Source organism: Vibrio vulnificus CMCP6 (genome assembly GCF_000039765.1).
Classification (GTDB): Bacteria; Pseudomonadota; Gammaproteobacteria; order Enterobacterales; family Vibrionaceae; genus Vibrio; species Vibrio vulnificus_B.
In genome coordinates this window covers 355709-380936 of the sequence record NC_004459.3, presented here as the reverse complement: position 1 = coordinate 380936, position 25228 = coordinate 355709, and the positions used below count along the sequence as shown (strand labels likewise).

The window sequence follows — 25228 nt, the reverse complement described above, 5'->3', positions numbered from 1 at the left end:
ATTCTGACTGATTCCCATGCGTGGGAATAGGGTAGTCAACTTCACATCAGCGGCTCTCGATTTTATTGACCTGCCGATTCTGACTGATTCCCATGCGTGGGAATGGAGTAGCCAACTTCAAATCAGCGGCACTGGATTTCGTTGACCATAACGATCTAGGTTGGTTCCCATACGTGGGAATGGAGTAGTCAACTTCACATCAGCGGCACAGGTTTCCACTGACGATGCCGATCTAGGTTGATTCCCATGCATGGGAATGGGGGAGTCAACTTCACATCAGCGACTCTCGGTTTCATTGAGTATGCCGATTCTGACTGATTCCCATGCGTGGGAATGGGGTAGTTAATCTCAAATCAGTGCCACTTAATTTCGCAAAGCATGCCGATCATAGCAAACACACCTTTGCCCCATTTCTGCTTAGTGCTATTACTCATTAATATCTTGTTAATGTGCAATTGCCCTACAAAAAGTTATTCGAAATCGACGGTTAAAAGTATCTTTATCTTAGGGGGCGCAAAAGAGATTCCGAAAACCTTCAGTTTACTTGTCGAGTACTTATCTACTTACCTGCAATAATAAAGACTATAAAATCTAATTTCAGAGAGAACTCTCTGGTGCAAGACTCAATAAGCTAGCACAGCATCACTGTACAGACATACAAAAAGACGACAATATTTGCTGTCTTAGCTTCTCTGACACTCTTGAAGGCCAGAGACTAGAAAATGATTCAGCTAGACGTTTAGTCCCAATCCATTCAAAGCTAATCGAATTAGGCTTTTTAGATTATGTGGCATCAAATGAAGAGGGAATTTTCCCAGAACTACTCTATGCAGAAAACAAATGGATTAGGTGGTAACGCTTCGAATTGGTTTGCTCTATTTAAATCAAATCTTAGTTTTGACAAGGGGCATGACTTTTATTTTTTTTACATAATTTTATCAGCTACTTAAAGCAAGACTCCACCGTTGAGAGCTGCTTTGTACAGGGCAATGTTGGGCGTGAGAATGGCTCAATTGTTTTTGATAGATATGGTAAGGATTTTGACAGGGGTGTTACAGCCCTACATAGAGCGATTAGAGTGGAATCTTGATGACCTAACGCATTTTTCCTTAAATAATGAAATTTAAGAATTGTTAAACAGGACTGACACTGTTTATTGATTTTATTGATGCGAGCGCTGTATCATAATTAAAAATCAAAGCTTTAAGGCATATTTTGAACGTCCAAGAAAATGGTTGGTTAAGGTACTCAAACAGTAACACTGTCATAATATTTATCCATGGATTATTTTCTAGTAGTAAAAAATGCTGGTTCAACGATAAGAATCAGCGCTACTGGCCTGACTTAATCGCAAGCGATCCTAGATTTAATGGAATTGATATATTTCTAGCCAACTTTTATACATCAATAGACTCAAATGATTATGGAGTTCAAAACTGCTCAGACGAAGTTTGGGATCACATTAGCCAAACCGACAAACACATGAGAAGTCCAGCTCTAAGTAAAAGTAATATCATTTTCGTAACTCACAGTACTGGTGGAATAATTGCAAGGTATATTTTAGAGTCAAAATCAGACAAATTTGTTGGAAAGAAAATTGGATTGGCACTATATGCATCTCCTTCTTTTGGCTCACGGATGGCATCTAGCTTCGGTTGGATTGCAAAACGATTCAAAAACCAACTAGCTCAAGAACTAGCTTGGGGAAGTGCATTATTAGATGATCTTGATGGTAGATTTAAAGAGTTATTGCAATCATCTAAGCTTGATATTGTCGGTTTAGAGTGCTATGAAAATAGGTCTCCTTTTCATTTGACCTTGTTAAATCATTCAAAACACCGAGTTGTATCCAAGGAGTCAGCCGCACGCTACTTTGGTAAAGCTAAACTTATAGCAGGAACAGATCATTCATCTATCGTAAAGCCAGAAAATGAAGATAGCCAATCACACAAAGCACTCTGGGGTTTTATTGAAAGAAATGACTTCTGCAAAATAAAGTTAACAAGTTCATCAGCAAAAACAGATGACTCCAAGGAAGATGTCCTTTTCGATTTATATACCCCTAATCAAGAAAATTTCTACCTACATAGAGATGTAGACCAAATAGTTTTAAATAAATTCAGATTATCAGGACTATGGATTTGTGGCCCATCTGGTGTTGGAAAAACTGCTATTATTCAAAGACTGTTATTCAAAAACGGAGTTGACTTTCAATATATTTCTTTAGGTACATCTATAAATGAAAACATTCAACAAATGTTTACAAGTATTGCCTACGATCTCGATGAAAATGTCATAATCAATGAGTCTGAACGAATATCTGTAATTTTAAATAATATAGAGTTAATCATACGAGACAAATGTAAATCTGATAGTTTTGTTTTATTCATTGAGGAAATACCAATCAGTGATCATTGTGCGTTTAAAGAATTTTCGCAATGCATCTATTCTATATTGGTAAAATTAAAAGAAATTAAAAATTTCAAACTAGTATTATCTTCTATATTTGAGCCTGACTCTCTAGTTGGAACGGAGTTTGAAAAGATATCAGACAACTTTAGTATATTCTCTCTTGGTTACTGGAATAAAGAAGATCTAATTGAATTAGACAATATAATAAACAGACACTTGAATATTGATAACCTACCTAATGTTGATATTGAACTTATAGAAGGTTCACCTAGGAAGTTAAAAAGCCACTATCGTGAGTCATTAGACATTTTAAAGGCTAGATCATGACTAAAAAATTAATATCAGAAACAATAATTCCTAGAGAATTATATATAGAACGAGACGCAGATAGGCAGATTGAGCAAATAGTCAATGATATGGGGAGACCTGGATACATACTAGTATCTAGACAAATGGGTAAAACAAATTTATTAATCCATACAAAAAGAAAACTTGAAACTGAGAATGATATCTTTGCTTATATAGATCTATCTAATCGTTTTGATACAGCAAGAGAGTGTTTTAGAAGTATAATAGACACAATCATTGAATCTAACTATGAGAAATTGGAAGATATAGAAGAAGAAATAGAAAACAGAAGAAACAACAGAAAAATACCATCACATAAAGAACATGGATTTGAAATAAGAAAGATACTAAATAAAATTTCTGGAAAACTAATTATCAACCTTGATGAAATTGATTCCCTTACTTCATCAGATTACTCTGATAAAATATTCGCACATATTAGAAGTGTATATTTCGAGCGAGTAAACTTCCCAGAGTTAAAGCGTTTAACATATGTAATATCTGGTGTTGCCGAACCAAGTGAGATAATAAAAGATAAATCTATATCACCATTTAACATTGGTCAGAAAATATTCTTAACTGATTTTAGCCTTAGCGAGTTTCGTTTATTTGTCGAGAAGTCAAAATTAGAACTGAACGATATTGTCATTGAGCGTATTTATTATTGGATTCAGGGGAATCCTAGAATGTCATGGGAAGTTTTATCTACTATAGAAGACAAGGTAAAAGCTGGTATAAATATTGATGTTGATTCAATTAACTCTGTAATAAAAGACCTATATCTTTCAAATTATGATCGACCACCAATAGATCATATAAGAGTTCTTGCATCTGCTGATAAAGATTTACAAAGTGGTTTATTTTCAATGCACTACAATAAACCAGTATCCGATCACATAAGGTCTAAGTTATATTTAGCGGGCATTGCTGCTCCATCTGAAGCTGACGAATCTGTAGCATTTAAAAATAGAGTAGTTGAAGCAAGTCTATCTGAAACCTGGTTAAGTAGTCTAAGTCTAAATAGTTATGTATCTATTGACTCAACACTAGAACTATTCAATAAAAAAGAATATATAGCCGCTGAAAAGCAGTTTCTGACATTAATTGAGTCTGAAATCAACGATGAAATGTTGGATTTTATTCGTTACAAGCTAGCTGCTTGTACGCTATTTAATGCTAAATATACTGATACTATTAAGTATTGCAAGTTATTAAAAGACGTAGAAAAAATAGATCAAAGAGAAGTTTCTTGGATGCTTGGGTTTAGTTTTTTTAAAACAAACTCTATAGAGCCAGCTATCGAAGAGCTATCAATTTTAGTTAGTGGCGAAGAGCTAGATTCATTGAAGTATCGAGCAACAGTAGATTATTGTCTAGCTCTGTTAAAGTCTAATAATAATCATACCGATGAAATAATACGACTTTGTAAATCAATAATTCAAGAATTATCTATATCAGTTGAAAATGAACCTTTAATTGATATAAAGAATTCAATTATGGAAGTATTATATATTGCAAGTATGATTCTTCAAGAGCTAGATAATATGAATTCTGAACGGCATATAGATAGTGCATGTCAGTATGCTGTTGGACTGGATGTTATAGTTCCTTCTATTATGCGATATGAAAAAGATGAAGACTGTGATTTATTTTGGGATTCTATATTCCTAAAGGTTAATGAGAGTGAAAAAATCCACACTTCCAATAAAAATTCCAACCCATACCTATTGAAAGACACTCATATAAAATCTTTTATAAACCTATCTCAATGTCTTGATGATGATAGATTTTTGGAATATCTAAAATGTATACAAAAAATAATTGAACAATCAGAATCACTAAATATTGACTTTTTCCACAACTTAATCATGTGTCTTGTGCTTGATTTACAAAATAAGTCTAAAAAGGAAAGGTGGATATCTACGTTAAACTTTATTAAATCATTAGATAGAGAAATTATAGACCCTGAATTTGAATTTTTGTGCAATAAGTTTTCTACATATTTGGAACCACAGAATGAAGAAGCAAGGTCTTTATACTTTCAAGGTATTCAAAATTATAGCTCAACACCAGAAATAATCGATGCTGAGATTTTTGAACGTGAAATAATAAGACTATATGATGAAGGTAAAGATGAACAAGCAATATCGCTATCAGACTTAGTTCATAGCCTAGATGTTCTCTCATCAACCTCAACTAAGGTCATTCTTATAAGAATAATGTACATTAGAATGATTCGTTCAAAAAATACTGATAAAAAGGTATCACTAGCTAAAGAACTCGATAATCTACTAGATAAAATAACCGTTGAGAACGTTGCTCATGCTAGGCTTAATATGAAAGAAGTAGACAATATACGAAAAAACGTTAAAGGTATCATAATTAAAAATACACCTATTAAACAGGTGATTCATGAACGAAAATATAAAAGAAATGAGTTAATTTCCGTTCTATACATTGAAAATGATACTACCGAAGTTGGTAAGTACAAAAAATTCATAAACGACTTAGAAAATGGCAAATGCCGCATCATTTAGTGATATTTTAAGTCGTTAGATGGGGTCTGTCGCAAATATAGTGAAAGACGCGGCAGACCTATCCTCTAGGTACAATTATCCTGCGAGTGCTTAGAATCGCTCAAAGGCAGTGTCACCTTCAATGTCTATTTGTTCTCGTTTCAATACCGTCTACAACTCTCGACCATGTCAACTCGTTGATGCGCCGTCAACAGATATCCACCCGATTGTTTGTTTAATTTTTTTGCTTCACCCAGCGGCGGTGATATACACCATCCATACTGGATACTGAACTAAAGCACTTTCCATACTTATAGTTATTCGTGAATTGCTAATATTCGATTACCCGAAACACGTATCTGTCCAAGAGTGTGCTACAGGGCATGAAACACGAAAATGCCCCAAAATTAGTTACGCCTTCAAATCACACAATGATACTCAGTCAACTTTGATATACAAAAAGTAATAAGAGTCAAAAGACAAGACCTGACCTCGAAGTTCGGGAGAAATAACAATAAAAAAGGTGTCAACAATATGCTTGCTGATAGGCTAGTGATATACGATAATGCTGTTTGTATATACAGTTAAAGTGGCATAGATGACAGAGCTAGAAATTAAAAAACTAATAGTAAGGTACTTTCTAGAAAAGTATGAAAATTTTGTTGTTGGTTCTGAATTTTCATTTCAATTTGGTGAAAGACGAGCGGATCTAGCATTGCTGGATGATGGCTACTTAACTGCCTTTGAAATAAAAGGTGCTCGTGACACTGTATCTAGGTTGAATTATCAAATTGAAAGTTATAAAAAGTTTTTTGATTTTTGCTTTGTTGTGTGTGAACCAAGCAATCTGGCTGAAGTACGAGCAACGATTTCAAGAGATGTTGGCATCTTTCTGGTCGAAAATGGCAAAATTACTCATGTTCGCCAATCAAAACAGTTCAAACGACACGATAAAAGAGTGTTAGCCAGTGCGTTAAGTGTGCAAAAGTTGAGTGCTCTATCGAAAGGAAGCAATTTAAGATCGAAGCACGAATTATGCGACTACGTATCAAAAAACAATACGTTAGAGTCATTAAGACAGTTATCAAGAAACGATTTTAATGAAAGATATGGGGTAGCTTCAAAACTGTTGAAACAAGAAACCACCCTTCATTTGACGTCGGATGACATATACACAATTACAAAGAAAGCTCCGTCATTACTAAAACGAAGAATCGTCTGATTCTCTGAGTAAAATTCGACTTTTAATGTAGTAGTTCATGCGAACTGATATCCAAAATGCAGGGCTAATACCTGATGGATTATCATTTGCTGCTGCTTGGATCTCTTCATCAGCCCACACTCCAAGCGGCTTATATGATGTTGTATCTCTGACGGTGTGCTCTGCGGCTCTAACATACCCACCATTGTTTCGACGGTATCTTTTATAGGTGAACGATTTTCCGTCTAAAGATGCAATATCAATCCTAGGTACAAAAGTACCGCCTTTCATTTCAATTTGTTCGGTGTTAATTGAAACGTAGTCGCCATATTTGATTGGGAACTCTTCACTAATACCCTGATAGATATCTTCTTCACAGATTCTAAACTCACCTGCAATATGCTTCGCCACCAGTTTGAGCAACATTCGATGGGAAACTAGAGCAGAGCATTACAACGTCTTCTATTTTATCAGCGAAAGACTCCGTACCCGAGCATGCTTCAAGGAAAGTATCAACTACATCATTAATGGCTTTCTTTCTTACGAATTCAGCATCTAGAATTACGTAGAGTTTACAATTTTCGTTCAGGTTTCTTGTTATAGGGGTTAAATAATATTCAACTTCTTCGTCACTTAAGTCATATGGCAATCTAACCGCAAGACAATTAGTTCTTGCAGAAGCACTTCTTACGAATTCTTCAACGTCTTCGAACTTACCGTCATCATCTTCATACAAGTGAACCATCGGGATGATGTTTAAGTCGCAATGTAGATCAAACAGAAAATACTGCCACTCTTTAAAGCCGTTGTGTTCTGATAACAATTGCTCAATCTGAGGGTTGATATATTTTTCGTTTGTACTCAAATCAAGTATAAATGGTCGCTTCTTCTGAATTTCAGCAATTTGCTTCATACGGCGATATATATCACCATCAGGTGCTTTTTTTGTTTTTCTCGATTTGGTTAGTTCGTAAATTGGCAAAATCTTTGAAAAATCATCATCATTGATGTGTTCAAAACAGCGGAGTTCGCCATCTCTAGTTTTTATGATCGGGAAATAGACAAATTCACTCATAGATTATGTCCGTCATAACCAAGAACTTTGGCTCTAATTCGAACTGCATGAGAAGATACTTGGAAGTGCATAGCAACATCTTCAACCTTTGATGATACGTTGGCTATGAAATTATCGAAAGCATCTTTAGGCATCAATAGTGAGGCTGCAAAATCATTGGCCTCAGCTTCCATCCAGTTTGTTTCCCCATTTCTAAAGAAAGTTGTATCTTCAAAGCAATCATTGTTAGCAGCATGACGAATTCGATGTGCAATTTCGTGGGCTATTGTAAACCTTTGCCTATGCGGATGGTGTAATGAATTAACGGTCATTACCCAACTACCTGACTTTTTCTCCTTTTTAAGCGAGCCTGATTCTTCATCTTGCATTGGCTCGTATCTAACGGTAATCCCTAGATGTTTGGCTAATTCAGATACATTGACAGGGTCAGTTTCTAAGCCCTTGTCTTCAGCAAGTGCTATTAGATGTTCAGGTGTAGACAAATCTTCAAATTCTGTAGTTGTTTGAGTTTTTCTACCAGATTTTCTAACGAATGCCATCTATTGTTCCTTTTTGACAAGTAGGGATTCTTTGCCTTCAGATTCGGATATATCTAACTGAGCTACACGTTCCGAAATGACCTTTATTTGTTGGCGTAGGCTTTGGTTTTCTGTTTCTAAAAGTTGCAATCGTTCTAGAGCTTCATCGACAGTTCCTAATGACCTTTCAAAATCACTAGCAGTAGCATTTAGATCGCTTTGCACAACTCGAAGCCGTGATTCTGCTTCATTCTCGACTTTTGTATTGAGTACGTGATTGAACGTATCACTATGCATATATTTTTTTGTGATTTCTTCAGCTTTTTCTTCTGATGTGCTTTTGATGTAAATCACGGATATTGCAGCGATCAAACCGTTAATAGCTATAAGGACGGTGATTATTGTTTGATAAAAGCCAGTTTGAAATGACCAGACATCTTTAAGGCTGATTAATGTCCCACTCTTGACTAATTCACCAATAATGTGGGATGTGAATGGATCGTTGATATTATCAGCATTAGCAAGTGCAACTGAGTCGGCATAGCCAAGGTAAGATAGCAGTGATGGGGAAGGTAAACATACGAGTAGCGCCAGTAGCACAATGCAAAAAAGTGAGCATGTGATTAAGCTTACAAAAAAGATTGCCTTGTAGATGCTAGGACTAGCGGGGGTATTCTCTGACATGCTTCCGTTTTATCTGTTGTAATTTTTTGTAGCTTACTATACATCTGATTCATATAAAATAATTTAACTCAATGTGGTTGCATATTCCAGAGTAAAAACCAATAGGGTCAGGTCTTGTCTTTTGCTTTTTGGTGGCAGTTTTTCTATCATGTTTAGCTATTTGTCATACCTGAAGTTATTAGTCATTTGCTAATGTTTGATTTTCCAAAACTCATTTCTGTCCAAAGGTGTACTAACGCAGCTCACAGAAAATACACCTTTGTTAAGAATTGAACTGTTAACACCTTACTTTAGGTATATCTAGCCAGTTGGTTGTATATTGCGGAGTAAGCATTTCTCTCCGCATGCTCCATTTCTGCTCTATGCCTTGGGAACCAACAAAAAGCGTATCAGTGCCATACCGATTATTAAGACTATCAAACACTTTCATTAACTTATCATTACTCGGAGTTTGATTTAACAGATCTAATTGTTCGTGCTGCCCATTAACTAGATCGATCAAGCCGATGCCAATTTTGTAATAACGTACACCAGGTTTGAACAATTGTGTTGCTGCCTGTGTAGCAATTTTGACCAACTGCATTGAGTCAGCAGTTGGATAAGCAAAATGATGAACTATACGGAAGCTCTGAGGTTTATCATCGAATGGTGAATTGGAAGCAAAGCAGAGCATAGCTTTACACAGCGACTTTTGATTTCGTGCTTTATGTGCTGCTATAGCGGCGTGTTTACTTAGTGCTTGCTTCAGTAGTTCAAGGTCGGTGATTCTTGTTCCAACACTACGAGTTGAGTAAATCTGCTTTTTATCAGCTCTAGCTGTGTCCCAGCCCTTGCAAGCGACACCATTTAATTCACGAACGGTTCTTTCAACTTCGACTGAAAATTCTCGACGTGCTTGTTCTGGGGCATACTGAGACAAATCATAAGCCGAGTTAATCCCCATATGTTTTAATCGTGTTGATATTTTTTTGCCCACCCCCCATACATCACCAACTTCTAGCTGCTTTAATATAGAGGTACGCTGATGTTCATTGTCGATAACGCAAACGCCCTTACAGCCTTGAATTTTTTTAGCTGCATGATTGGCAATTTTGGCGAGGGTTAGCGTTGTTCCCATACCTATACATACTGGTAATCGACACTCTTTCCAAACGGCTCGTCGGATTAAAGAGCCATGTTCTCGTAAGTCTTTAATGGCAGGAAAGCAGCGATGAAAGGAAAGAAATGATTCATCAATGGAGTATATATATTGCTCAGGCGCAAACCGCCCGATAACATCCATCATTTTGGACGACAAATCTGCGTAAAGTTCATAATTAGATGATAGAGCAATTACACCTTTCAACTCACACAACGCTTTGACTTCAAAGTAAGGTTTAAACTTTGCTATACCTGCTTCTTTAGCTTGACGATTAGCTGCAACGACACAGCCATCATTATTCGACAGAACGATTACGGGCTTACCTCTCCACTCGGGTCTAAAAATTTGCTCAGCACTACAATAAAAGGAATTAGCATCAACTAGGGCAAACATTATTTTCTACGAGATGAGAGTAAATAGCTTGGGCGGTGACAACGGATAGATCGAATCACTACACCTTCAATCGAAAATGTATCTTGAGCATGAATACAAATAGGCATCATTGTTTCATTTGCAGATAAGAGTGATCGACGTGTCATATCTAGCATTTTACAAACGAACTCACCATTATAATTGGCCACGATTACATCAAGGTTTTGGACGGCAACGTGACGATCTACAATCAACAAGTCACCATCAAAAATGCCAATTTCTTGCATAGATTCCCCCATTGCTTGTCCGATGAATGTAGCACTTGGATGCTCAACTAGCAGTTCATCAAGGCTCATTCCTAGTTGTCTGTATTCAGCAGCAGGGCTTTCAAAGCCTGTAATACCAGCGCTTGCTAAGATAGGGATAACTTTCATAATAAAAATAACTGTACATATATACAGTTATTTTGGAACTAAACGGTTTGATCGTCAAGGACATTAGAAAGAAAATACCGCACTTATCCTACTAAGTGTTTTAGGATGTGTCGGGTCGGCAGTAGGGCTACCTATCGTGCATAATTCCCCAATTTCATATACATACACCGATAAAAATGCATGAAAAGAGGGTTTAGCTGTTTCAGCAAAGAAGAAACCCAGCATTTCTTAGATTTCTCATGCACATAAGGGACGTTACGAAGCATTTTGGTATCCAACGCTTAGACACGATTTAAACGTACTTGATAGCAACCCAGCTTCGAAAACAATTGCTGTCGAGAACTGTTACTACAGCAGCTATACGCATGCTAATTATAAGCATCTTTATTTTTTGATGATCGATGGTTCTATTGAATTAAGAGAAGCAGTAAAAGCAACAGCGAGAGGTAACACAGAGCTTTTAGAGCTTGATTCAGCTTTATCTGAGATAGCTGTGGAACAGTGTTCTTTGCTGCACAAATGTAGGTTCGTAAGTGATGAGAGTCGTTTTTATCATAAGACTGATGAAGTAGCTGAAATTACTAAAACCTTGAAAATGTTAAATGGATAACTGGATTTTAAAATCTGCGGTATTTTTGCTTTTTAAGTCTGTTAGATTTTAAAATAAAGGGGCTGTTTTTGTTGTAATGTGATTACATTAAAAAATTGTCATTATAAGGCTTTGGGGTTGGCATTGCATTGGGGTTTTTATAATTTCATATAAACCACACCTAAAGCCATGGAATGCATAAATGATTATATCGGTCAATAAAATTTCAATATTTCTTTTCTGTAATTTAATTACACAACTTGTTGCTTTTATATTTTTGTATCATGCCGAGGTTGAAAAGTAACACGCTTAAAACGACAAGTCTCTTACTTTTTAAAATTGAAAAAAGAAAAGTAAAAAAATTAGAAATGCCCAAAAGTAAAAACCACCGATGCGGTGGTTTACTTTGTTATCTAAAAGAGAATACTGTCTCTGATTCAATAACTTCATTATCTTCTATTCTTACTTTATTTATTTCAAACTCCAGCTCGAAAAGATTTTTTCTGTAGTTGATATATTTCAAAAGCGTAGAAAGATTGTTTTTGTAGTGTGTGCTGCCACCTTCGCTGTAGACAACCAGCTCGTGCGTGTCGGTCGGGTCTACCTTGCTTGCAACTTCAGTATAAATCAACATATTAAATGCTTGTATAACTTTATCGATATTGTTTCTTATCGTAGCCTGCTTGTTGATGTTGCCTAGATCTTGGGCAGCTTCGTATGCAGTTTTGTTGTTTTTGATAACTTCGATAACACTTCTTCTAAGCTCGCCTTTTACTGCTCCGAAAATAATGCTTTTAATTATTAAATCTTTCATGTTTTTAATGCCTTCTTATTATGTTTTTTATTTTGGTTATTCTTATTATGCCCAGCTCGCTAAGTCAAACTCATGATAGATTTTTGACTTGCCGTTTTTAGATATTTTTCTGTAAATTCTATTATCATCTAAGTCAGCGTAGAACTTGTTGCGATACTCATTCAAGTTATAGCCGAGGTTTGTGATTTCGTTAAATTGATCTAGTGTTAAGTAAACTCTGTTGCAGTTGTGAGCTGTGTATTCTTTACCGCCAAGCTCTACTAGTCTTTCTTTTATTGTTTTGACTTCTTGTTTAGCCATTGTCCACGCCATCTTTAGTGACTCTGAAAAAAACTCTTTTGCTTTGTAACCTGTTTTTGCTGCTGCTTCTTTTGCGATGTTCCAAGCTGTTTTCATTATTTCTGATCTAGTCATTTTACTGCTCTCTTTATTATTCTTATTGTTTAGCTTGTATTTTTATAATATTACAATAACTATACTGTTGCAATGGTTTTTTTACTGTATTTTGTAGTGACATAGTGAATTTGGCCACCTGATTAGAGGTGTTAAGATGCACCTCATAGCATGACAGGTGAAGCTATGACCAAGCGTACCAGACGCACTTTCAGTGCAGAATTTAAACTCGAAGCAGCACAGCTTGTGCTCGACCAAAACTACACCGTTGTTGAAGCTGCAAAAGCCATGGGTGTCGGTAAATCGACAATGGACAAGTGGGTAAGGCAGCTTAAGCAAGAAAGAAAGGGAGTCACTCCCCAAGCCGCACCTATGACACCAGAGCAAATTGAGATACGTGAGCTGAAGAAGAAACTTGCACGCCTTGAAGAGCACAATGAAATATTAAAAAAGCTACAGCTCTCTTGATGTCGGACTCGCTGAACAGCTCTCGATAATCGAGAAACTCAGGCAGAGCTTTAGTGTAACCACCTTGTGTCATGTGTTCAGTGTCCAGCGTAGCAGCTACAAATACTGGCGTTGTCGCCCCAAACGTGTTTCCCCTGAGCTGGTGAAACTCAAGAGTCTCATTAAAGAAGTTCACACGGCAAGCAATGGCTCTGCGGGTGCGAGAAGCATTGCCGACATGGTAACGGCCCAAGGTGTAAAACTGGCACGTTATCGAGCTTCTAAGGTGATGAAATTATTAGGCCTGGTAAGCTGCCAAACATTGAAGCACCGTTATCGAAAAACATCACAAGAGCATGTAGAGATCCCAAACCATCTATCTCGACAGTTTGCCGTTACTGCTCCCAACCAAGTCTGGGTAGGAGACGTGACGTATGTCTGGACAGGTCAGCGCTGGATGTATCTTGCTGTTGTCATCGACCTATTCGCGAGAAAGCCAATTGTTTGGGCGATGTCAGTCTCTCCCGATAGCAAGATGACAGGAAAGGCACTCTCTATGGCATTTGAGTCACGAGGTAAGCCTAGAGGCGTAAAGAGTTAATTTCCATTCGTGGGAATAGGGCAAGTAGCTTAAAATCAGCGCCACTCAATTTCGCTAGGCATGCCAATCACAAAGCATGCCAATCACGGCAAACATAGCTTTGCCCCAAACCTGTTTAGGACACATTTCTAGTCACTTCAGTTTGACCAAGTTTATCTAACGCCTCATTATGTATTTAGTTGAATATTAAGCTAACTTATAAGCGGACAAAAAGAGTTGGGTTCAAGTCAGGGGCGTAAGATAAGTCAACAACTAGATCTAAAGGATAATATTAATGGGCAAAGCAAAATCAGTCACAATTGCAGGGAAGCTATTTAAGAAACAAGGCGACGCTATTAGCTATTTCACCGAGCAGAAGGAAGAACAGCTATCAAGCGGATTAATTCAGGCAGGTGAGCTATATGAAGCACTCAAAGATGTATACGTAAGATACTGTGATAACTCACCTGGTTATGAGCTAAATGGTCGATTGATTACAGCTTTCAGTGTTGCCTACGAGAAACGTCAAAATAATGGTGTATGGGCATCACATCCTTGTTATAAGGTTCATTTCTCCAATGACGAGATAAGACCATTTTCAATCGTTAAAGCAGTTAGATCAGCCGCTGAAAGTGTCTAACGTGGCGATAATTTATTATTTGATACCTGAAGTCGGCTTACTGAATAGATACCCCAGAATTGGTTTAGAGTGCGGCATTTGGAAATTTTTATAGAAGTGGCAGATAACTAATATGAAACTCAAAAAAATTGAAGTGCATAATTTCCGTTCAATCAAGGATATTGCTATTGAGGTTAACCCTTATTCTTTGATTGTTGGAGAAAATAACTCAGGAAAAACAAACCTTTTGTCGGCGTTGCGCGTATTTTATGAAGAAAGTGGCTTAAAGTTCGATACTAAGAGAGATTTCCCCAAATTTTCAACTGATGATCAAGAGAGTTGGATTGAACTTTCTTTCTTAACTACACCAGAAGAACAAGACTCTCTGAAGGAAGAGTACCGTTCAGCGGATCGAGTTCTTAAGGTACGTAAATATCTTCAGTCAGAGCATGGATTAGTTCAGTCTAAACAATCAAATATTTATGCTTATGAGAACGGGCAGTTATCTAACAATTTGTTTTACGGTGCTGCTAACGTATCCACATCTAAGCTAGGTAGTGTTATCTACATACCAGCAGTTAGTAAGGTCGAAGATAGCATGAAAACTACAGGACCTTCACCATTTAGAAATATGGTTAACGTGGTGATGAAAAAGGCTATTGCTAGTAGTGAGTCATTTAAGACGTTAACAACCGCATTTAACGAATTCAATAAAGTATTTAAACAGGAAGAAATTAGCGGATTTTCAATTGATGGTGTTAAATCTGAAATAAATAGTGAACTGAAACAATGGGGTGTAGGTTTTGATATTGAAGTGTCCCCTATTAACACTGATGACCTAGTCAAGAGCTTGTTAAAGCCACATATTGAAGATAGTAACCTTGGTGAGCGAGTGGATATTTCGTCATTTGGCCAAGGTTTACAACGCCATTTGATATATACACTCATCAAGCTTTCAGCTAAATATAGTGCTAAAACCAAATCGACCAAAAAAGATTTTAACCCCGATTTTTCATTGATACTATTTGAAGAGCCTGAGGCATTTTTACATCCCGCACAGCAAGATGTGCTTTACCGAAGCTTAAATAAACTAGTTTCAGACGAGCAGCAACAAGTATTAGTTTCGACGCATTCATCAGTTTTCGTTAGCAAGTCAATCGACTCAATAAACTCTATTTCTCGACTTTTCAAAGAAACAGATTCTACAACAGCTTATCAAATAACAGAGCGTTCTCTAAAGGAAATACTATCAAACAACCTAGTTGCTGCAAGAGTTCATGGGGAAGATAAGTCTCCCGAATTTGATGAGGAAGTAAGAGCTGCTGATGAAGCGATAAAGTACTTTTTGTGGCTAGATACAGAGCGTTCAAATCTCTTCTTTGCAAGACATGTACTATTGTGTGAAGGACCATCTGAAAAAGTATTGCTTGATTGCTTAGCTGATAGTGATTGGGAGTTTTTGAGAGAACATCGCGTATACATCTTAGATTGTGTAGGTAAATTTAATTTGCATCGATTTATGCACTTACTCAATGTAATAGGTATTAAACACTCTGTACTGTTTGATGGAGATAATGACGCTGTAAATAAGTTCATTAATCATAAAGTTTGGAATGGCATCATCCAAGGAGCCAAGACACCTTGTACAACAGGATTGCATCAGTTTGAGTCTGATTTAGAAGGTTTCCTCCAAATACCTAAACCTGATAAAAAACGGAGCGATTTAAAGCCTATCAACGTGTTGAAAGCACACCATGAAAATGCATTAGATGCAGGCAGACTAAGTATGCTTAAAGAGATTGTTCAAGATTTAGTCAGTTCTGAGACTGACCACACGTGATGTTACACTGAATGCATACCAACGGCGCATTAGAAAAGCCTTCAATATGGATTCGCCTGAACGTAGTTTATTCGAAGCCAATGGCTTAAGGGACAATCTTAACTTACTTCTGCCCAGAGGCGTGTCACGCGAACAGTTCTAGCACACTTTGCCCCAAAATGTATGCGTCGAAGAAATAGCAAGCCTTGACGATCTACTTTTATGATACTAGAGCTAATGACAGGCAAAAGGCAAAAGGCAAAAGGCAAAACCTGACCCTTCTTGTTTTTCATACGTTTATTGTGCTCGAGAGTATTAAAAAAGCGGTCGTACAGACCGCTCTTGTTATTCTTGGGGGGTGGTTTGCTGGAATTCTTTAGTTTGCTTCTCGAGGGCTTCCCGATCAGTCTGTGTTGGTGCGTGCTGAAGTGCTTTTTCTGCCTGTTTAGTAGCTCTTTGGTTGGCTGCGTTGAAGATCGAAAACTTGCCTTTCTTCATAGCTAACTTCGCGTCAAGAGCTTCTTCATATTCCTTACGCTTTTCTTCTCGCCTTGCCTCTGAAGTTAGAGGGTCACTTATTTGGTCTTTAAGCTCTTTGAAGTAGCCTCGAGAAGACCAAATAGCCACCAATTCGGTAACTGACATAGCACTCAAGCTAGCAAGGATATTGAAGATATAAGCAAGAAATATCGTAAAGGCAGGAACAACGTAGATTGCGTACTCTTTCAATAGAGGTTGTTCAAGACCAGCGGCAAACTCCAGAGCAAAACCACCTAAAATCGCAGCGCTACCATTCGCAAATGTTGGTGCCGCAATAGAGTTCTTATTACTCACTAAGTATTCCCTTCCTTGTGCTGGCTGTTTTTGTAGATCTGAGCAACCACGGCATAGAAGTTTTTATCCTTAGAGACATCAACTACCTTGCTATTACGTACATTCCCTTCTTTGTCCTCGAACTGCATAGCTACGTAGTGAGGTGGGGATAGCTTGTATAGGACGAATGAAGTCACTATCTTGCTCAGCCAGTAAAGGATGGGCGCACAAGCTACTATGAGTAGTAGTATTTTGGCTACTTCACCCATCACATTCTCCATTTGGTTAAGAAATACACGCCTATTCAGGAGCGTATACTTTAACTATAGAATAGGTTTTGTCCAGATTTATCGTATTTTCTTTTTCGACAATCTCAACTGCGTATGCGTTCACAAAAATATCTGGCTCGTTACCCTTGCGGAAGTTAGCTAGGAAGTCTTCATCTTCCATTTTCACGGTGTAGGTGATGCCATCAACGTCTTCAACACGCCAACTAGTGTCTTTATCTTTATGTACCGTAAGGAATGTTATTACCTTCTCATCCATCGGTTTATTATCTATCAAGTCAATTACAGTAGTATTTTTAGCTCGATAGTTTTTCTCGTTGGCTGTAGTTACTGATACATATTGAGTTCGGTCAGCTTTCTTTTCTTCTGTAGATAGAGCCTCGAAGACTTCTATACCACTATCACGTAGTGGTTTACTGATGATTTTGCTGAAAGCACCACGGACAGATGTTGAAGCTAGGAGAGGGCGCATGTAACTAGGTGCAACTTTATCTTCACCATCTTCGGTCACTATTTTGCAGTCACCTTCTTCTGTCATAGTTATTTTTTGGATTTTCTTACCTTTCAACCATTCAAGGTAAGCCATCAACGATCCAGCAGCTATTGGACTACCGAAGCCGATAATCTTAAGTAACTCAATACCATCAGGTAGTTGCTGCCCTAAGGTAAATAAAAACTCAAATGAACCCTTTTGGAATCCTCCTTTGATTTGAAGGTTCAGCTCTTCTTCTTTGCCGCCCATTTCTTCATGGACTTCTCTTACTAAGGCTTCAATACCTTGTAGAGAGTCAGCAACCAATTTAAGGTTCATGCTGTGTTCAACGAGAGCTTCGCCATCATAGCGGAGGATAACTTGTTCCATTTTATAAATCCTATATGAGTAAATTTGCTTAGATTACCACTTATAGGGGTTAATATGCATCACAGTGGGTCACAAACACAAACACAAACACAAACTAAATCAATAAGCTATTAACTAGAACCAAAGGTATTAATAGACCAAAACGGTCAGTTCTTGCCTTTTGATACCTAGTTTTTTGGCTTAGTAAAGCAAATTTGAAAGAACCAAGGTAGCGTAACCAACCTAAATTGCTTCTGTCCAGTTGTGAGCTACAATACCAGCAGCACTCGATTTCGTTAAGCATCTGACTTCGGTGGATTCCCATGCGTGGGAATGACTTGACTCACCATTTCTCTTCGCCATCATCATCAACTTTCGAGTAGATGCTTTCGCCTTTCTGAACAATATGCATTTCAAGGTTTAGAGAAGATAAGATGCGAAATAGCGTCTGAATCCTTGTAGTTTCAGGATTAACCTCAAACTTAGAAATGGTGTCCTGTTTAAGACCAACAGGGGCGGCAACTTTTGCTTGCGACAGATTCTCGTGTTTTCTTTCGTCACGCAGATATATTGCTAACTGCCTTGGTGATGTTATCAACATAACAATTCCTCGTATTTACCCTTTATGGAGGGTAAATAAGGTTTTACCCTCGGTCAAGGGTAAAAGACAACTTTAGCGTGTGAGAATAAGAAAACAGCCCCTATGGGGCTGTTGGTTCTAGTTTGTGTTTGCTTCTGCTTTCGCTAAGTATGCGATTAGCTTTTGAGCATCTTCTCCTGCTTTTTTCGGTTTGGGCTTGTAATCGAAAGGCGTTAAAGTGCTTGAGTAAGGTGCAAATCTTTTTAAGCTTGATGCGTCAGATACTGATGTAATGCCTTTTCTTTTTCTCTTGATAGCTTGTAAGTTATTGCTGTCGCTAGGACTGAACACATAGTCATTGAATAACACTGCGGGGAACTTAGCAGCGTCCAGCCTTGTTTTTATTCTATACAAAGCTTGATGTAGTTCTTGCGCTTCTTCTGCATTAATCTCATCCTCACTTTCTAGCTCGTCAAACATCTCTACAGCTTCATGCAGTTTCGCAGCTATTGCACAAAGAGAGTGTTTATCTTCATTGATAACAACACTTTGCTTTTCATGCAGTTCTTCTTTTCTGTACTTCTTGTATAGCGCATTAGCTGGTTTAAAGTGAGACATGATTTCTTCAAAGTTGTGCTCCGTGATTTCGTACTTTCCAGATTTAGCTTCTTCAGTACCGAACTTTGCAATTAAGTCTTTTATTGAGCGAGGACATGCAGGAGCTGTTATTGGTAGCTTTATTAATGTTACATGCGTTGCGTTGCCACTTGAGTTTGTCGACTCAGGGTCTCGGACAATGATGTAAAGCATCTTGCCGCTTTTGTTTTTCTGAAATCGAGGAAGGGGAGATTTCTTTTGTTTAGGTGTGACTGTAACGTTATAAGTTAACTCATTATTTATTTTTTTAAAAATGCTCATATTATTATCTCTTTAATATTATATTTATTATTATTGTGTTTTAATTGTAGCATTTAAATTTATAATATCAATTATAATGCAAGTATTTATATTAAAATTACTATTTAGCTTGGTGGTTTTAAATAATAAGCTATTTGTTGTTTGTATTATTAAAATAAAAAGAGAGCTTCAGCCCTCTTTTTTTAAATTAATATGTGTTTTCAGCGATATCTTTTGATTTATTCCTAGTGTTATGTCTTCTATTCTGCTTTTTATTGTCAGCAAAGATACCTTCGTTTTCATACGCTTTTTCTATGTTTTCAATAGCTTGGTTAATTGCTAGCTCTTGATCTTCATGTGTCGCGACAGGGGTGATTTTCAATTCCCAGTGATTTTTCTTGTTCAGTTCGAACAAGATTAGAAGCAGGTGATAGAAGAATTTACTTAGCGTCTTAGATGCTGAGTAAATGCCTTTTTCTTGTTCGTAAATTGCGTGAACGAAAGCTTTGTCGCGTTTGTTGATGCGCTTGCCATGATAGAGCCAAAAGTCGATAGCATCTTCCATCGCTTTTTGGTGCTGCTTTCTACACGAGATAATGAAGCAGTTAAACATGTGCTTATCCCACTCTTCAGCTTGCTTCTTTACTTTATCAGCATGTGCTTCAGCGTCTTTTCTTACTGTTTCAAATCTTTGCTCTGCAAAATCTTTCTGCGATTCAAACATTTCTCTAATTTCGTAATTTTCAACTTGTGACTCGTCATAACTACTTATCATGTTTGCATCACTTGCTAGAACACCAGATTTGATTAAACCGCCGAGCGTGAATTTGTTACCGCTCCTGAGTTTTGAGGCGGGTATGATGAAGTCATTGTATTTGTAAACAAGACCGATAAATTTTTCGTTGTTTCTGTCTTCTTTAAGTATTATCTCAACGCCGTTCCTTAGCAGTGCTATTTGATAAAGAGCCAAGCTCGCTTTACTAGTGTGCTCATCATTTACACCTAGTTTTGTTAGATTATTTGCCCTGGCTTGCACTAGCATCGGTAGCTCTTTAATACTTGATCCGATTAGCCGTCTCATCATTAACTTGACTGAGTGAGAGTACTTGTCCGAAACGACTGCTTCGCCTTTAGCTAATATCTCTGATGAGTTTTCTAGCTGTCTTAATCCAAACTCTTTTTCTTGTTCGCGCATGATTTCTTGTGCAGCTTCAACAGACATCCAGTTGCTGATGACTTTGTTTGTTTCCAAGTCTTGTGTTGATACTGTTATGTGTACGTGCTGAGAATCAGTATCTTCGTGTCTAAATGCGATGTAGCGTGCGTTTTTGTAACCAAGACGATTCATAGTCTTTCTAACTGTTCTACGCCATTGCTTGTCTGTAAGTCGCTCTCCTTCGTCTATAGAGATGACGAAATGTCGGAAGGGGTGTTTGACGTGTGGATTATGTCTGTATGAGCTTTGAAGCTCAGTGATAGCATCGTGCCAGTCAGCGCCAGTAGCCAGTTCGCCCATGCTGACTGGGATGGACTCTATTTCGTTAGCGCAGATGAAGAATGAGTGACCTTCTGATGCTGGAGCATGTTTTGTTTTACCTGCACCGTATTTTACGAGGTTATCTGCATCTTTTTGTTTAGCGCCGTACTCTATAAGGTTCTGTGCGTCCCTGGCTGTCTGTTGACTTCTTGTGCATTCTAATTCTGTAAATACCATCTATTGTCTCTTTATTATTATTGTGAGTGAGAAAGTAATAAGTAATGTAGATAAGCCCTCCTTATATTTAAGGAGGGAATTCAGGCTTTATAATTCAGCTTCTTCTAGTATCTTTTGTTTGCATAGCTCATCCAATTGACGCGAAGATAAGTATTTTAAAGCTAGTACTTTAGCTGTTGCTGATGAATGAGAGTCTATTGCTAGCTTGCGCGTAGTATCAATGCTTTCCTTAAGTTCTTTAATGCATTTGCTTAGTTTAGCTATCTTAGCGCTGTCAGCATCTTCAATGTCTTCTGCAAGCACCTGAAGTGATTTTGATAGCTCTTTGGTTTCTTTAAAGTACTTCAAATAATCTTCGTCATTGTTCGGACGTGGTTCGACTTGGTTCAAGGCTACATCTCTAAGAAAAGCAGCGTTAGAGCGATAGTTGTGACTTTTCTTGCTGGTTATGAAACGTTTGTACTGCTCTACAGTTATGTGTGTTTTTAATGCAATATTGTATAAGTCTTTAGTTTTTTTACGCTCTTCTTTAAAGCCGTTTTCTACAGCGTCCAGGATGCGAAGTGATTCAGTAACAACATCATCGTTAAAGCTATCTGCATTATTTTTAGCGTAAATACTTTTTACAATGCAATTACAAAAACGCGCATGAGAACTTAGCGTAATTTTAGATGTGCTTGAAAATTGCGGAAGTAGGGAAGGTACAACAACTTGTAATTCTTCTAAGCTGTAATCTGTTTTCTCAATAAGCGCTCTTAGTTTATCTTTATTTTCTCTTTTAGTTTCGATTACTATTTCTCTTATTGTGTTATTTAATTCTTCTTTTAATGATAAGTTCATTTTATTATTTCTCTTTTTATTATTATTTTATTTTTATTATCTTATTTATCTAGTAAGCAACAGCGTGCGACTTAGCGATAACTGCGAAGCATGTTAGCGCAACCGACTGAAGGGGAGGCTAAAGCTACAAACGAGCCATTTGGAACAAATGGGGAAGAGCAGTATCCGCTTGTTACTAACTATGTACTTATATTATAAGATTGTATGTATTATAATGTCCATTGAAATATCATTATAAAATATATTATTTTAATAAAAAATGGTCTTCGTGCATCGTGCTTTGTTCGCACTACATGTAAGCAGTCAAAGTGCGATGCACGAAAAGTCATTCTACGTGTATGCATATTTTCTACTTAAACATGCAGTGTTAATGCATATGTATTATTCGTTTAAAGAAAGTAACTAATGCAGTGCGGGTCTATTTTTATAAAAAAATGAGGGGGAGGTGTTTTCTTTTTATTTCTAAATAAATTGAAGAGTGGTTATTTATATTCTTAAAATAGAATGTGCTCACCAAGCGCAGGTTTTGTAAATAATTTACATGGTGATTACTGATTATTTTTAAATGAGAGCTTTATTTGCTCTTTGATTTACTTTAAATTATACACATTGAAGTTCAAAAGTAGACACTAAAACAATGAGTAAAGAGCTAACAAACGAGCAATTGCAAGCGCTTCTACAGTCACCAGACCTAGCTGAAAAGCTTGCCTCACTGGGGGGCGATGCTGTTCAAGCATTCACTAAAGCAGCGACAGAAGCTGTCCAAGTGCAGAAAGAGAAGCAAGAGGCTGAGCGCAAGCAAAAGATCGAAGACTTGATTGATAGCATTGAGCGCGATTTAGAAGAAGAGTCTATCTCGAAAGAAGAGTTTGCTTTAGCTATTGCTGCTCGCTTTAAAGTGAGTGTTGCAGCTCGCACTAGAAGCACAAAGACTAGCAATAACAAAGAGAGAAAGAACGCACCGACACGTCCACAATACCGCATTGTTTTAGATGACGAAGAGCACGTCTGGTCTGGTAAAGGACGCTCTCCAGAAGTTTTCAGAGCTGCAAAAGAGAGCGGTGAGCTAGATAACTACAGAATGAGCGAAGAAGAAGTTAAAGATTACATGCTTGCTCATCCCGAAAAGTACGGTTTATAATCACCATACAAAAAAGCCAGCTCGATGAGCTGGCTTTTTAATATCTTGCATCTTACATATACATCTCAAGAATCGGCTTAAACGTCTCTTCTCGCTTCTCTAAGATTTTTTGTACTGTCTCTTTCTCATCTTTCTCAAGAATTTTACTAGCTAAGTAAAATTCCAGCTCTGATTTGATGAATACAATAGTGTTACCGCCCATGCGAATTTGCGGTGGAAATTCGCCTTTTTTTATCTTATCGTAAATCGCAGTTTTCTTTAGTGTAACAAGTTCAATTACTTCTTTTAGCGACATAAATTGTAGTTCGTTCATTCTTTACTAAGCCTTTCAAACAAACAAAAGCATTCGTTTTAAATAATTAGTTAGTGAATCAGTTGTACTGAGTGCTGATACGCTGTCTGCACTTCTAGTTACGATAGACTCTTTGTTGTTATATTATTTTAAAGTTATTTTGCTTATTATTTGTTTGCAACTTTATAAAAGCAGTTGCTGCACTTTATAATGCTTTTGCTTCGCAGTTGTGCGAGTTGATTAAGTTATGATCGAAAAGATGGTTTGTAAAGTGTTTTTTAAGATTTTCACATTAAAGATTTTTAATTTGGTTAACTTGATGAAGTTGCTATGTATAATAAAGTAAGTTTTATTGGGCGTGCTATGTATAATAAAAGTAATTTTATTAAGCGCGTTATGTATAATAAAAGACAGGTTTATTTTGAAGGGTGTAGTGGTGGAAGGGGGAATTCAGCCCTCTGAGCATGAGAGGGCTGTGGTGTAGGTTACTTGAAGCGAGCGGCGATTGAGTGATAGTTAGCTGTTTGTTCGACGATATAATCGCCCCAGAATTCGAGAATCTCTCGTCTCATCTCGATGTACTCTGCGCTATTGTAGATCTCACGAATCTTGTCGTTATCGCAATGCGCAAGGCATGCTTCGATCACGTCAGCGTCAAACTTCTCATTCGCTCCGTATTTTTTTGAGTCATTCAAAAAAGTACTGCCCATGTGTCTGAATCCGTGCGATACAAGTTCACCTTTAAAGCCAGCTCGCTTTAGGTTTGCGTTGATGCTCTGCTGATTCATGTGCGGTCGAGATGAGCGTGGATCTGCGGGGAAAACATACTCAAGATGAGAGCTAAACGGTTTTAAGTACTCCAGTAAGCCACGCGTGTATTTAGTCAGCGGTATGAAATGCTCATTTAAGCGCTTCATTCGATAGCTCGGTATTTTTATTAAGTTATTCTCAAAATCGACTTCGTCCCACCGCATTTTTGCTATCTCTGATGCTCGTGCCAGTGTGTGCATTTGCATTTCAAAACCAGCGCGGGTGACTTTAGTTATGTTGCGCTCACCCATTGCTTTCATCAGCTCACTTAGCCCTTCGGGTTTGATTGAAGGTTGCTTTTGTTTGCGCTTGTTCACAAACACTTCACTCAAGTCACTGAGCGGGTTTGATTTCATATAGCCCAGTTTTTTAGCATACCCCATGACGCGACTAGAGATCTGACAAATCTTGTCCATGTTTATACCCTTCGCGTAGCTGGGTTGCAATGCTTCTTGAGCAAGATAGGTCTCCATCTTAGTGATCGGTATATTGCCCAAAGCGGGTAATATGTGGTTATCTAAGCGCCCTCGGATGTCTTTTGAGTATCTGATGTCGCGCAAGACTGCTTCAAGCTCTTGTTCTGATGCTTTTTCTCGACCTTCATCTTTCGCACGCTTGTTTGCATCGTCAATTTTTTCTTGTCGCTTCTTTTTGTCTTCAGCCAATATTTTTTCTTCAAACCACTTTTCAGCTACGTCTTTAAAGAGTCGCTTGTCTGGATCAATTGCGTTAATGCCACCCGTGCGCTCGTACTCTTGAGGATCGATGTTTTTTTCAAGTAACTCTAGATAATTTTCCGCCTTCTTTCGAGCGTCTTTGAGTGTAAGTGCGGGATAGTTTCCGATTGTTAGTTTGATGCGTTTTTTAGTCAGTGGATGATGATAGTTGAATTGCCAAGATTTTTTCGTCTTTTTATTTTTTCCCAAGCGCAAGCGAAGATAAAGATTATCACCGTCGCTGATGAGTTGTTCTTTCTTGCCGTCTTGCAGAGATGCCTTATCATAAGTTTTGTCAGGGTTTCTTCTAGCCATCATTTAGATCCTTTTAGTGC

24 protein-coding genes and 1 pseudogene are annotated in these 25228 nt (G+C 37.6%); 8 read left to right on the top strand and 17 right to left on the bottom strand.

The annotated features are described in order from the left end of the window. The first annotated feature begins 1215 nt into the window (after nucleotides 1-1215). From VV1_RS01900 to VV1_RS01890, 3 genes are all read left to right on the top strand, one after another. Nucleotides 1216-2739 carry an ATP-binding protein gene (locus VV1_RS01900; protein ID WP_011078492.1) on the top strand — a complete coding sequence of 508 codons (1524 nt, stop codon included), beginning with the start codon at nucleotides 1216-1218 and terminating at the stop codon, nucleotides 2737-2739. Then, complete coding sequence (locus tag VV1_RS01895; protein ID WP_011078491.1) at nucleotides 2736-5297, top strand: AAA-like domain-containing protein; 2562 nt, start codon at nucleotides 2736-2738, stop codon at nucleotides 5295-5297. Before VV1_RS01900 ends, VV1_RS01895 begins: the two co-directional genes overlap by 4 nt. Before the next feature lie 577 nt (nucleotides 5298-5874). Beyond that, nucleotides 5875-6498, top strand: coding sequence for a sce7726 family protein (locus VV1_RS01890; protein ID WP_011078490.1), 624 nt, complete (start codon nucleotides 5875-5877; stop codon nucleotides 6496-6498). Here VV1_RS01890 and VV1_RS25055 read toward each other — a convergent pair. The 6 genes from VV1_RS25055 to VV1_RS01865 form a co-directional block, all read right to left on the bottom strand. After that, complete coding sequence (locus VV1_RS25055) at nucleotides 6478-6903, bottom strand: beta family protein (protein ID WP_011078489.1); 426 nt, start codon at nucleotides 6901-6903, stop codon at nucleotides 6478-6480. The genes VV1_RS01890 and VV1_RS25055 overlap by 21 nt on opposite strands. Further along, a complete protein-coding gene (locus tag VV1_RS25050) occupies nucleotides 6866-7552 on the bottom strand; it encodes a beta family protein (RefSeq protein ID WP_250698502.1) in 687 nt (228 codons plus the stop codon). The genes VV1_RS25055 and VV1_RS25050 overlap by 38 nt, the downstream gene beginning before the upstream one ends. Next, a complete protein-coding gene (locus VV1_RS01880) occupies nucleotides 7549-8091 on the bottom strand; it encodes an ImmA/IrrE family metallo-endopeptidase (RefSeq protein ID WP_011078487.1) in 543 nt (180 codons plus the stop codon). Before VV1_RS01880 ends, VV1_RS25050 begins: the two co-directional genes overlap by 4 nt. After that, a complete protein-coding gene (locus tag VV1_RS01875) occupies nucleotides 8092-8754 on the bottom strand; it encodes a hypothetical protein (RefSeq protein WP_011078486.1) in 663 nt (220 codons plus the stop codon). A 277-nt stretch (nucleotides 8755-9031) separates the two neighbouring features. Further along, the gene (locus tag VV1_RS01870) at nucleotides 9032-10288 is read right to left on the bottom strand and encodes a Y-family DNA polymerase (RefSeq protein ID WP_011078485.1); all 1257 of its coding nucleotides are present in this window, start codon (nucleotides 10286-10288) and stop codon (nucleotides 9032-9034) included. Next, nucleotides 10288-10701 carry a LexA family protein gene (locus VV1_RS01865; RefSeq protein ID WP_011078484.1) on the bottom strand — a complete coding sequence of 138 codons (414 nt, stop codon included), beginning with the start codon at nucleotides 10699-10701 and terminating at the stop codon, nucleotides 10288-10290. Before VV1_RS01865 ends, VV1_RS01870 begins: the two co-directional genes overlap by 1 nt. Nucleotides 10702-11092: 391 nt before the next feature. On the opposite strand from VV1_RS01865, the gene VV1_RS24495 reads away from it, so the two are divergent. Beyond that, nucleotides 11093-11311, top strand: a complete 219-nt coding sequence (locus VV1_RS24495; RefSeq protein ID WP_133295490.1) for a hypothetical protein — start codon at nucleotides 11093-11095, stop codon at nucleotides 11309-11311. Between the two features lie 388 nt (nucleotides 11312-11699). Here VV1_RS24495 and VV1_RS01860 read toward each other — a convergent pair whose 3' ends face one another. Further along, on the bottom strand, nucleotides 11700-12104 hold the full coding sequence (locus VV1_RS01860) for a hypothetical protein (protein ID WP_011078482.1): 405 nt from the start codon (nucleotides 12102-12104) through the stop codon (nucleotides 11700-11702). Nucleotides 12105-12149: 45 nt separating this feature from the next. Continuing rightward, nucleotides 12150-12518 (bottom strand): hypothetical protein, encoded by a 369-nt coding sequence (locus tag VV1_RS01855; RefSeq protein ID WP_011078481.1) that lies wholly within the window; start codon nucleotides 12516-12518, stop codon nucleotides 12150-12152. 165 nt (nucleotides 12519-12683) lie between these two features. On the opposite strand from VV1_RS01855, the pseudogene VV1_RS24195 reads away from it, so the two are divergent. The 3 genes and pseudogenes from VV1_RS24195 to VV1_RS01835 all read left to right on the top strand — a co-directional run. After that, a pseudogene (locus tag VV1_RS24195) lies at nucleotides 12684-13536 on the top strand (IS3 family transposase); the annotation flags it as partial. A 283-nt stretch (nucleotides 13537-13819) separates the two neighbouring features. Further along, entirely contained in the window at nucleotides 13820-14164 is a 345-nt protein-coding gene (locus VV1_RS01840; protein ID WP_011078478.1) for a hypothetical protein, read from the top strand. 112 nt (nucleotides 14165-14276) lie between these two features. Beyond that, a complete protein-coding gene (locus VV1_RS01835) occupies nucleotides 14277-15983 on the top strand; it encodes an ATP-dependent nuclease (protein WP_011078477.1) in 1707 nt (568 codons plus the stop codon). 324 nt (nucleotides 15984-16307) lie between these two features. Here VV1_RS01835 and VV1_RS01830 read toward each other — a convergent pair whose 3' ends face one another. The 7 genes from VV1_RS01830 to VV1_RS01800 all read right to left on the bottom strand — a co-directional run bounded on the left by VV1_RS01830 (nucleotide 16308) and on the right by VV1_RS01800 (nucleotide 21934). Beyond that, nucleotides 16308-16796, bottom strand: a complete 489-nt coding sequence (locus VV1_RS01830; RefSeq protein ID WP_011078476.1) for a hypothetical protein — start codon at nucleotides 16794-16796, stop codon at nucleotides 16308-16310. Beyond that, nucleotides 16796-17044, bottom strand: coding sequence for a hypothetical protein (locus VV1_RS01825; RefSeq protein WP_133295491.1), 249 nt, complete (start codon nucleotides 17042-17044; stop codon nucleotides 16796-16798). Before VV1_RS01825 ends, VV1_RS01830 begins: the two co-directional genes overlap by 1 nt. 31 nt (nucleotides 17045-17075) lie before the next feature. Then, complete coding sequence (locus VV1_RS01820) at nucleotides 17076-17924, bottom strand: LAPAL motif-containing putative phage structural protein (protein WP_011078474.1); 849 nt, start codon at nucleotides 17922-17924, stop codon at nucleotides 17076-17078. Nucleotides 17925-18246: 322 nt separating this feature from the next. Beyond that, entirely contained in the window at nucleotides 18247-18504 is a 258-nt protein-coding gene (locus VV1_RS01815; protein ID WP_011078473.1) for a helix-turn-helix domain-containing protein, read from the bottom strand. A gap of 117 nt (nucleotides 18505-18621) precedes the next feature. Next, the gene (locus tag VV1_RS01810) at nucleotides 18622-19401 is read right to left on the bottom strand and encodes a hypothetical protein (RefSeq protein ID WP_011078472.1); all 780 of its coding nucleotides are present in this window, start codon (nucleotides 19399-19401) and stop codon (nucleotides 18622-18624) included. Nucleotides 19402-19588: 187 nt separating this feature from the next. Further along, nucleotides 19589-21094, bottom strand: coding sequence for a relaxase/mobilization nuclease domain-containing protein (locus tag VV1_RS01805; protein ID WP_011078471.1), 1506 nt, complete (start codon nucleotides 21092-21094; stop codon nucleotides 19589-19591). An 87-nt stretch (nucleotides 21095-21181) separates the two neighbouring features. Beyond that, nucleotides 21182-21934, bottom strand: coding sequence for a hypothetical protein (locus tag VV1_RS01800; RefSeq protein WP_011078470.1), 753 nt, complete (start codon nucleotides 21932-21934; stop codon nucleotides 21182-21184). Between the two features lie 637 nt (nucleotides 21935-22571). Here VV1_RS01800 and VV1_RS01795 point away from each other — a divergent pair. Continuing rightward, nucleotides 22572-23075, top strand: coding sequence for an H-NS family nucleoid-associated regulatory protein (locus VV1_RS01795; RefSeq protein ID WP_011078469.1), 504 nt, complete (start codon nucleotides 22572-22574; stop codon nucleotides 23073-23075). Nucleotides 23076-23127: 52 nt separating this feature from the next. Here the strand turns inward: VV1_RS01795 and VV1_RS01790 are convergent, their stop codons facing one another. Both VV1_RS01790 and VV1_RS01785 read right to left on the bottom strand, forming a co-directional pair. Beyond that, nucleotides 23128-23388 (bottom strand): helix-turn-helix transcriptional regulator, encoded by a 261-nt coding sequence (locus VV1_RS01790; protein ID WP_011078468.1) that lies wholly within the window; start codon nucleotides 23386-23388, stop codon nucleotides 23128-23130. A gap of 464 nt (nucleotides 23389-23852) precedes the next feature. Beyond that, nucleotides 23853-25211 carry a tyrosine-type recombinase/integrase gene (locus VV1_RS01785; RefSeq protein ID WP_011078467.1) on the bottom strand — a complete coding sequence of 453 codons (1359 nt, stop codon included), beginning with the start codon at nucleotides 25209-25211 and terminating at the stop codon, nucleotides 23853-23855. Between the last annotated feature and the right edge of the window lie 17 nt (nucleotides 25212-25228).

Bases quoted from the DNA above. Each gene is read 5' to 3' on its own strand.
- VV1_RS01800 (WP_011078470.1), bottom strand. From the start codon at position 21,934: ATGAACTTATCATTAAAAGAAGAATTAAATAACACAATAAGAGAAATA.
- VV1_RS01795 (WP_011078469.1), top strand. From the start codon at position 22,572: ATGAGTAAAGAGCTAACAAACGAGCAATTGCAAGCGCTTCTACAGTCA.
- VV1_RS01895 (WP_011078491.1), top strand. From the start codon at position 2,736: ATGACTAAAAAATTAATATCAGAAACAATAATTCCTAGAGAATTATAT.
- VV1_RS01870 (WP_011078485.1), bottom strand. From the start codon at position 10,288: ATGTTTGCCCTAGTTGATGCTAATTCCTTTTATTGTAGTGCTGAGCAA.
- VV1_RS25050 (WP_250698502.1), bottom strand. From the start codon at position 7,552: ATGAGTGAATTTGTCTATTTCCCGATCATAAAAACTAGAGATGGCGAA.
- VV1_RS01835 (WP_011078477.1), top strand. From the start codon at position 14,277: ATGAAACTCAAAAAAATTGAAGTGCATAATTTCCGTTCAATCAAGGAT.
- VV1_RS01875 (WP_011078486.1), bottom strand. From the start codon at position 8,754: ATGTCAGAGAATACCCCCGCTAGTCCTAGCATCTACAAGGCAATCTTT.
- VV1_RS01880 (WP_011078487.1), bottom strand. From the start codon at position 8,091: ATGGCATTCGTTAGAAAATCTGGTAGAAAAACTCAAACAACTACAGAA.
- VV1_RS01865 (WP_011078484.1), bottom strand. From the start codon at position 10,701: ATGAAAGTTATCCCTATCTTAGCAAGCGCTGGTATTACAGGCTTTGAA.
- VV1_RS01790 (WP_011078468.1), bottom strand. From the start codon at position 23,388: ATGAACGAACTACAATTTATGTCGCTAAAAGAAGTAATTGAACTTGTT.
- VV1_RS01840 (WP_011078478.1), top strand. From the start codon at position 13,820: ATGGGCAAAGCAAAATCAGTCACAATTGCAGGGAAGCTATTTAAGAAA.
- VV1_RS01805 (WP_011078471.1), bottom strand. From the start codon at position 21,094: ATGGTATTTACAGAATTAGAATGCACAAGAAGTCAACAGACAGCCAGG.
- VV1_RS01855 (WP_011078481.1), bottom strand. From the start codon at position 12,518: ATGACTAGATCAGAAATAATGAAAACAGCTTGGAACATCGCAAAAGAA.
- VV1_RS25055 (WP_011078489.1), bottom strand. From the start codon at position 6,903: ATGTTGCTCAAACTGGTGGCGAAGCATATTGCAGGTGAGTTTAGAATC.
- VV1_RS01820 (WP_011078474.1), bottom strand. From the start codon at position 17,924: ATGGAACAAGTTATCCTCCGCTATGATGGCGAAGCTCTCGTTGAACAC.
- VV1_RS01810 (WP_011078472.1), bottom strand. From the start codon at position 19,401: ATGAGCATTTTTAAAAAAATAAATAATGAGTTAACTTATAACGTTACA.
- VV1_RS01815 (WP_011078473.1), bottom strand. From the start codon at position 18,504: ATGTTGATAACATCACCAAGGCAGTTAGCAATATATCTGCGTGACGAA.
- VV1_RS01890 (WP_011078490.1), top strand. From the start codon at position 5,875: ATGACAGAGCTAGAAATTAAAAAACTAATAGTAAGGTACTTTCTAGAA.
- VV1_RS01785 (WP_011078467.1), bottom strand. From the start codon at position 25,211: ATGATGGCTAGAAGAAACCCTGACAAAACTTATGATAAGGCATCTCTG.
- VV1_RS01825 (WP_133295491.1), bottom strand. From the start codon at position 17,044: ATGGGTGAAGTAGCCAAAATACTACTACTCATAGTAGCTTGTGCGCCC.
- VV1_RS01860 (WP_011078482.1), bottom strand. From the start codon at position 12,104: ATGAAAGATTTAATAATTAAAAGCATTATTTTCGGAGCAGTAAAAGGC.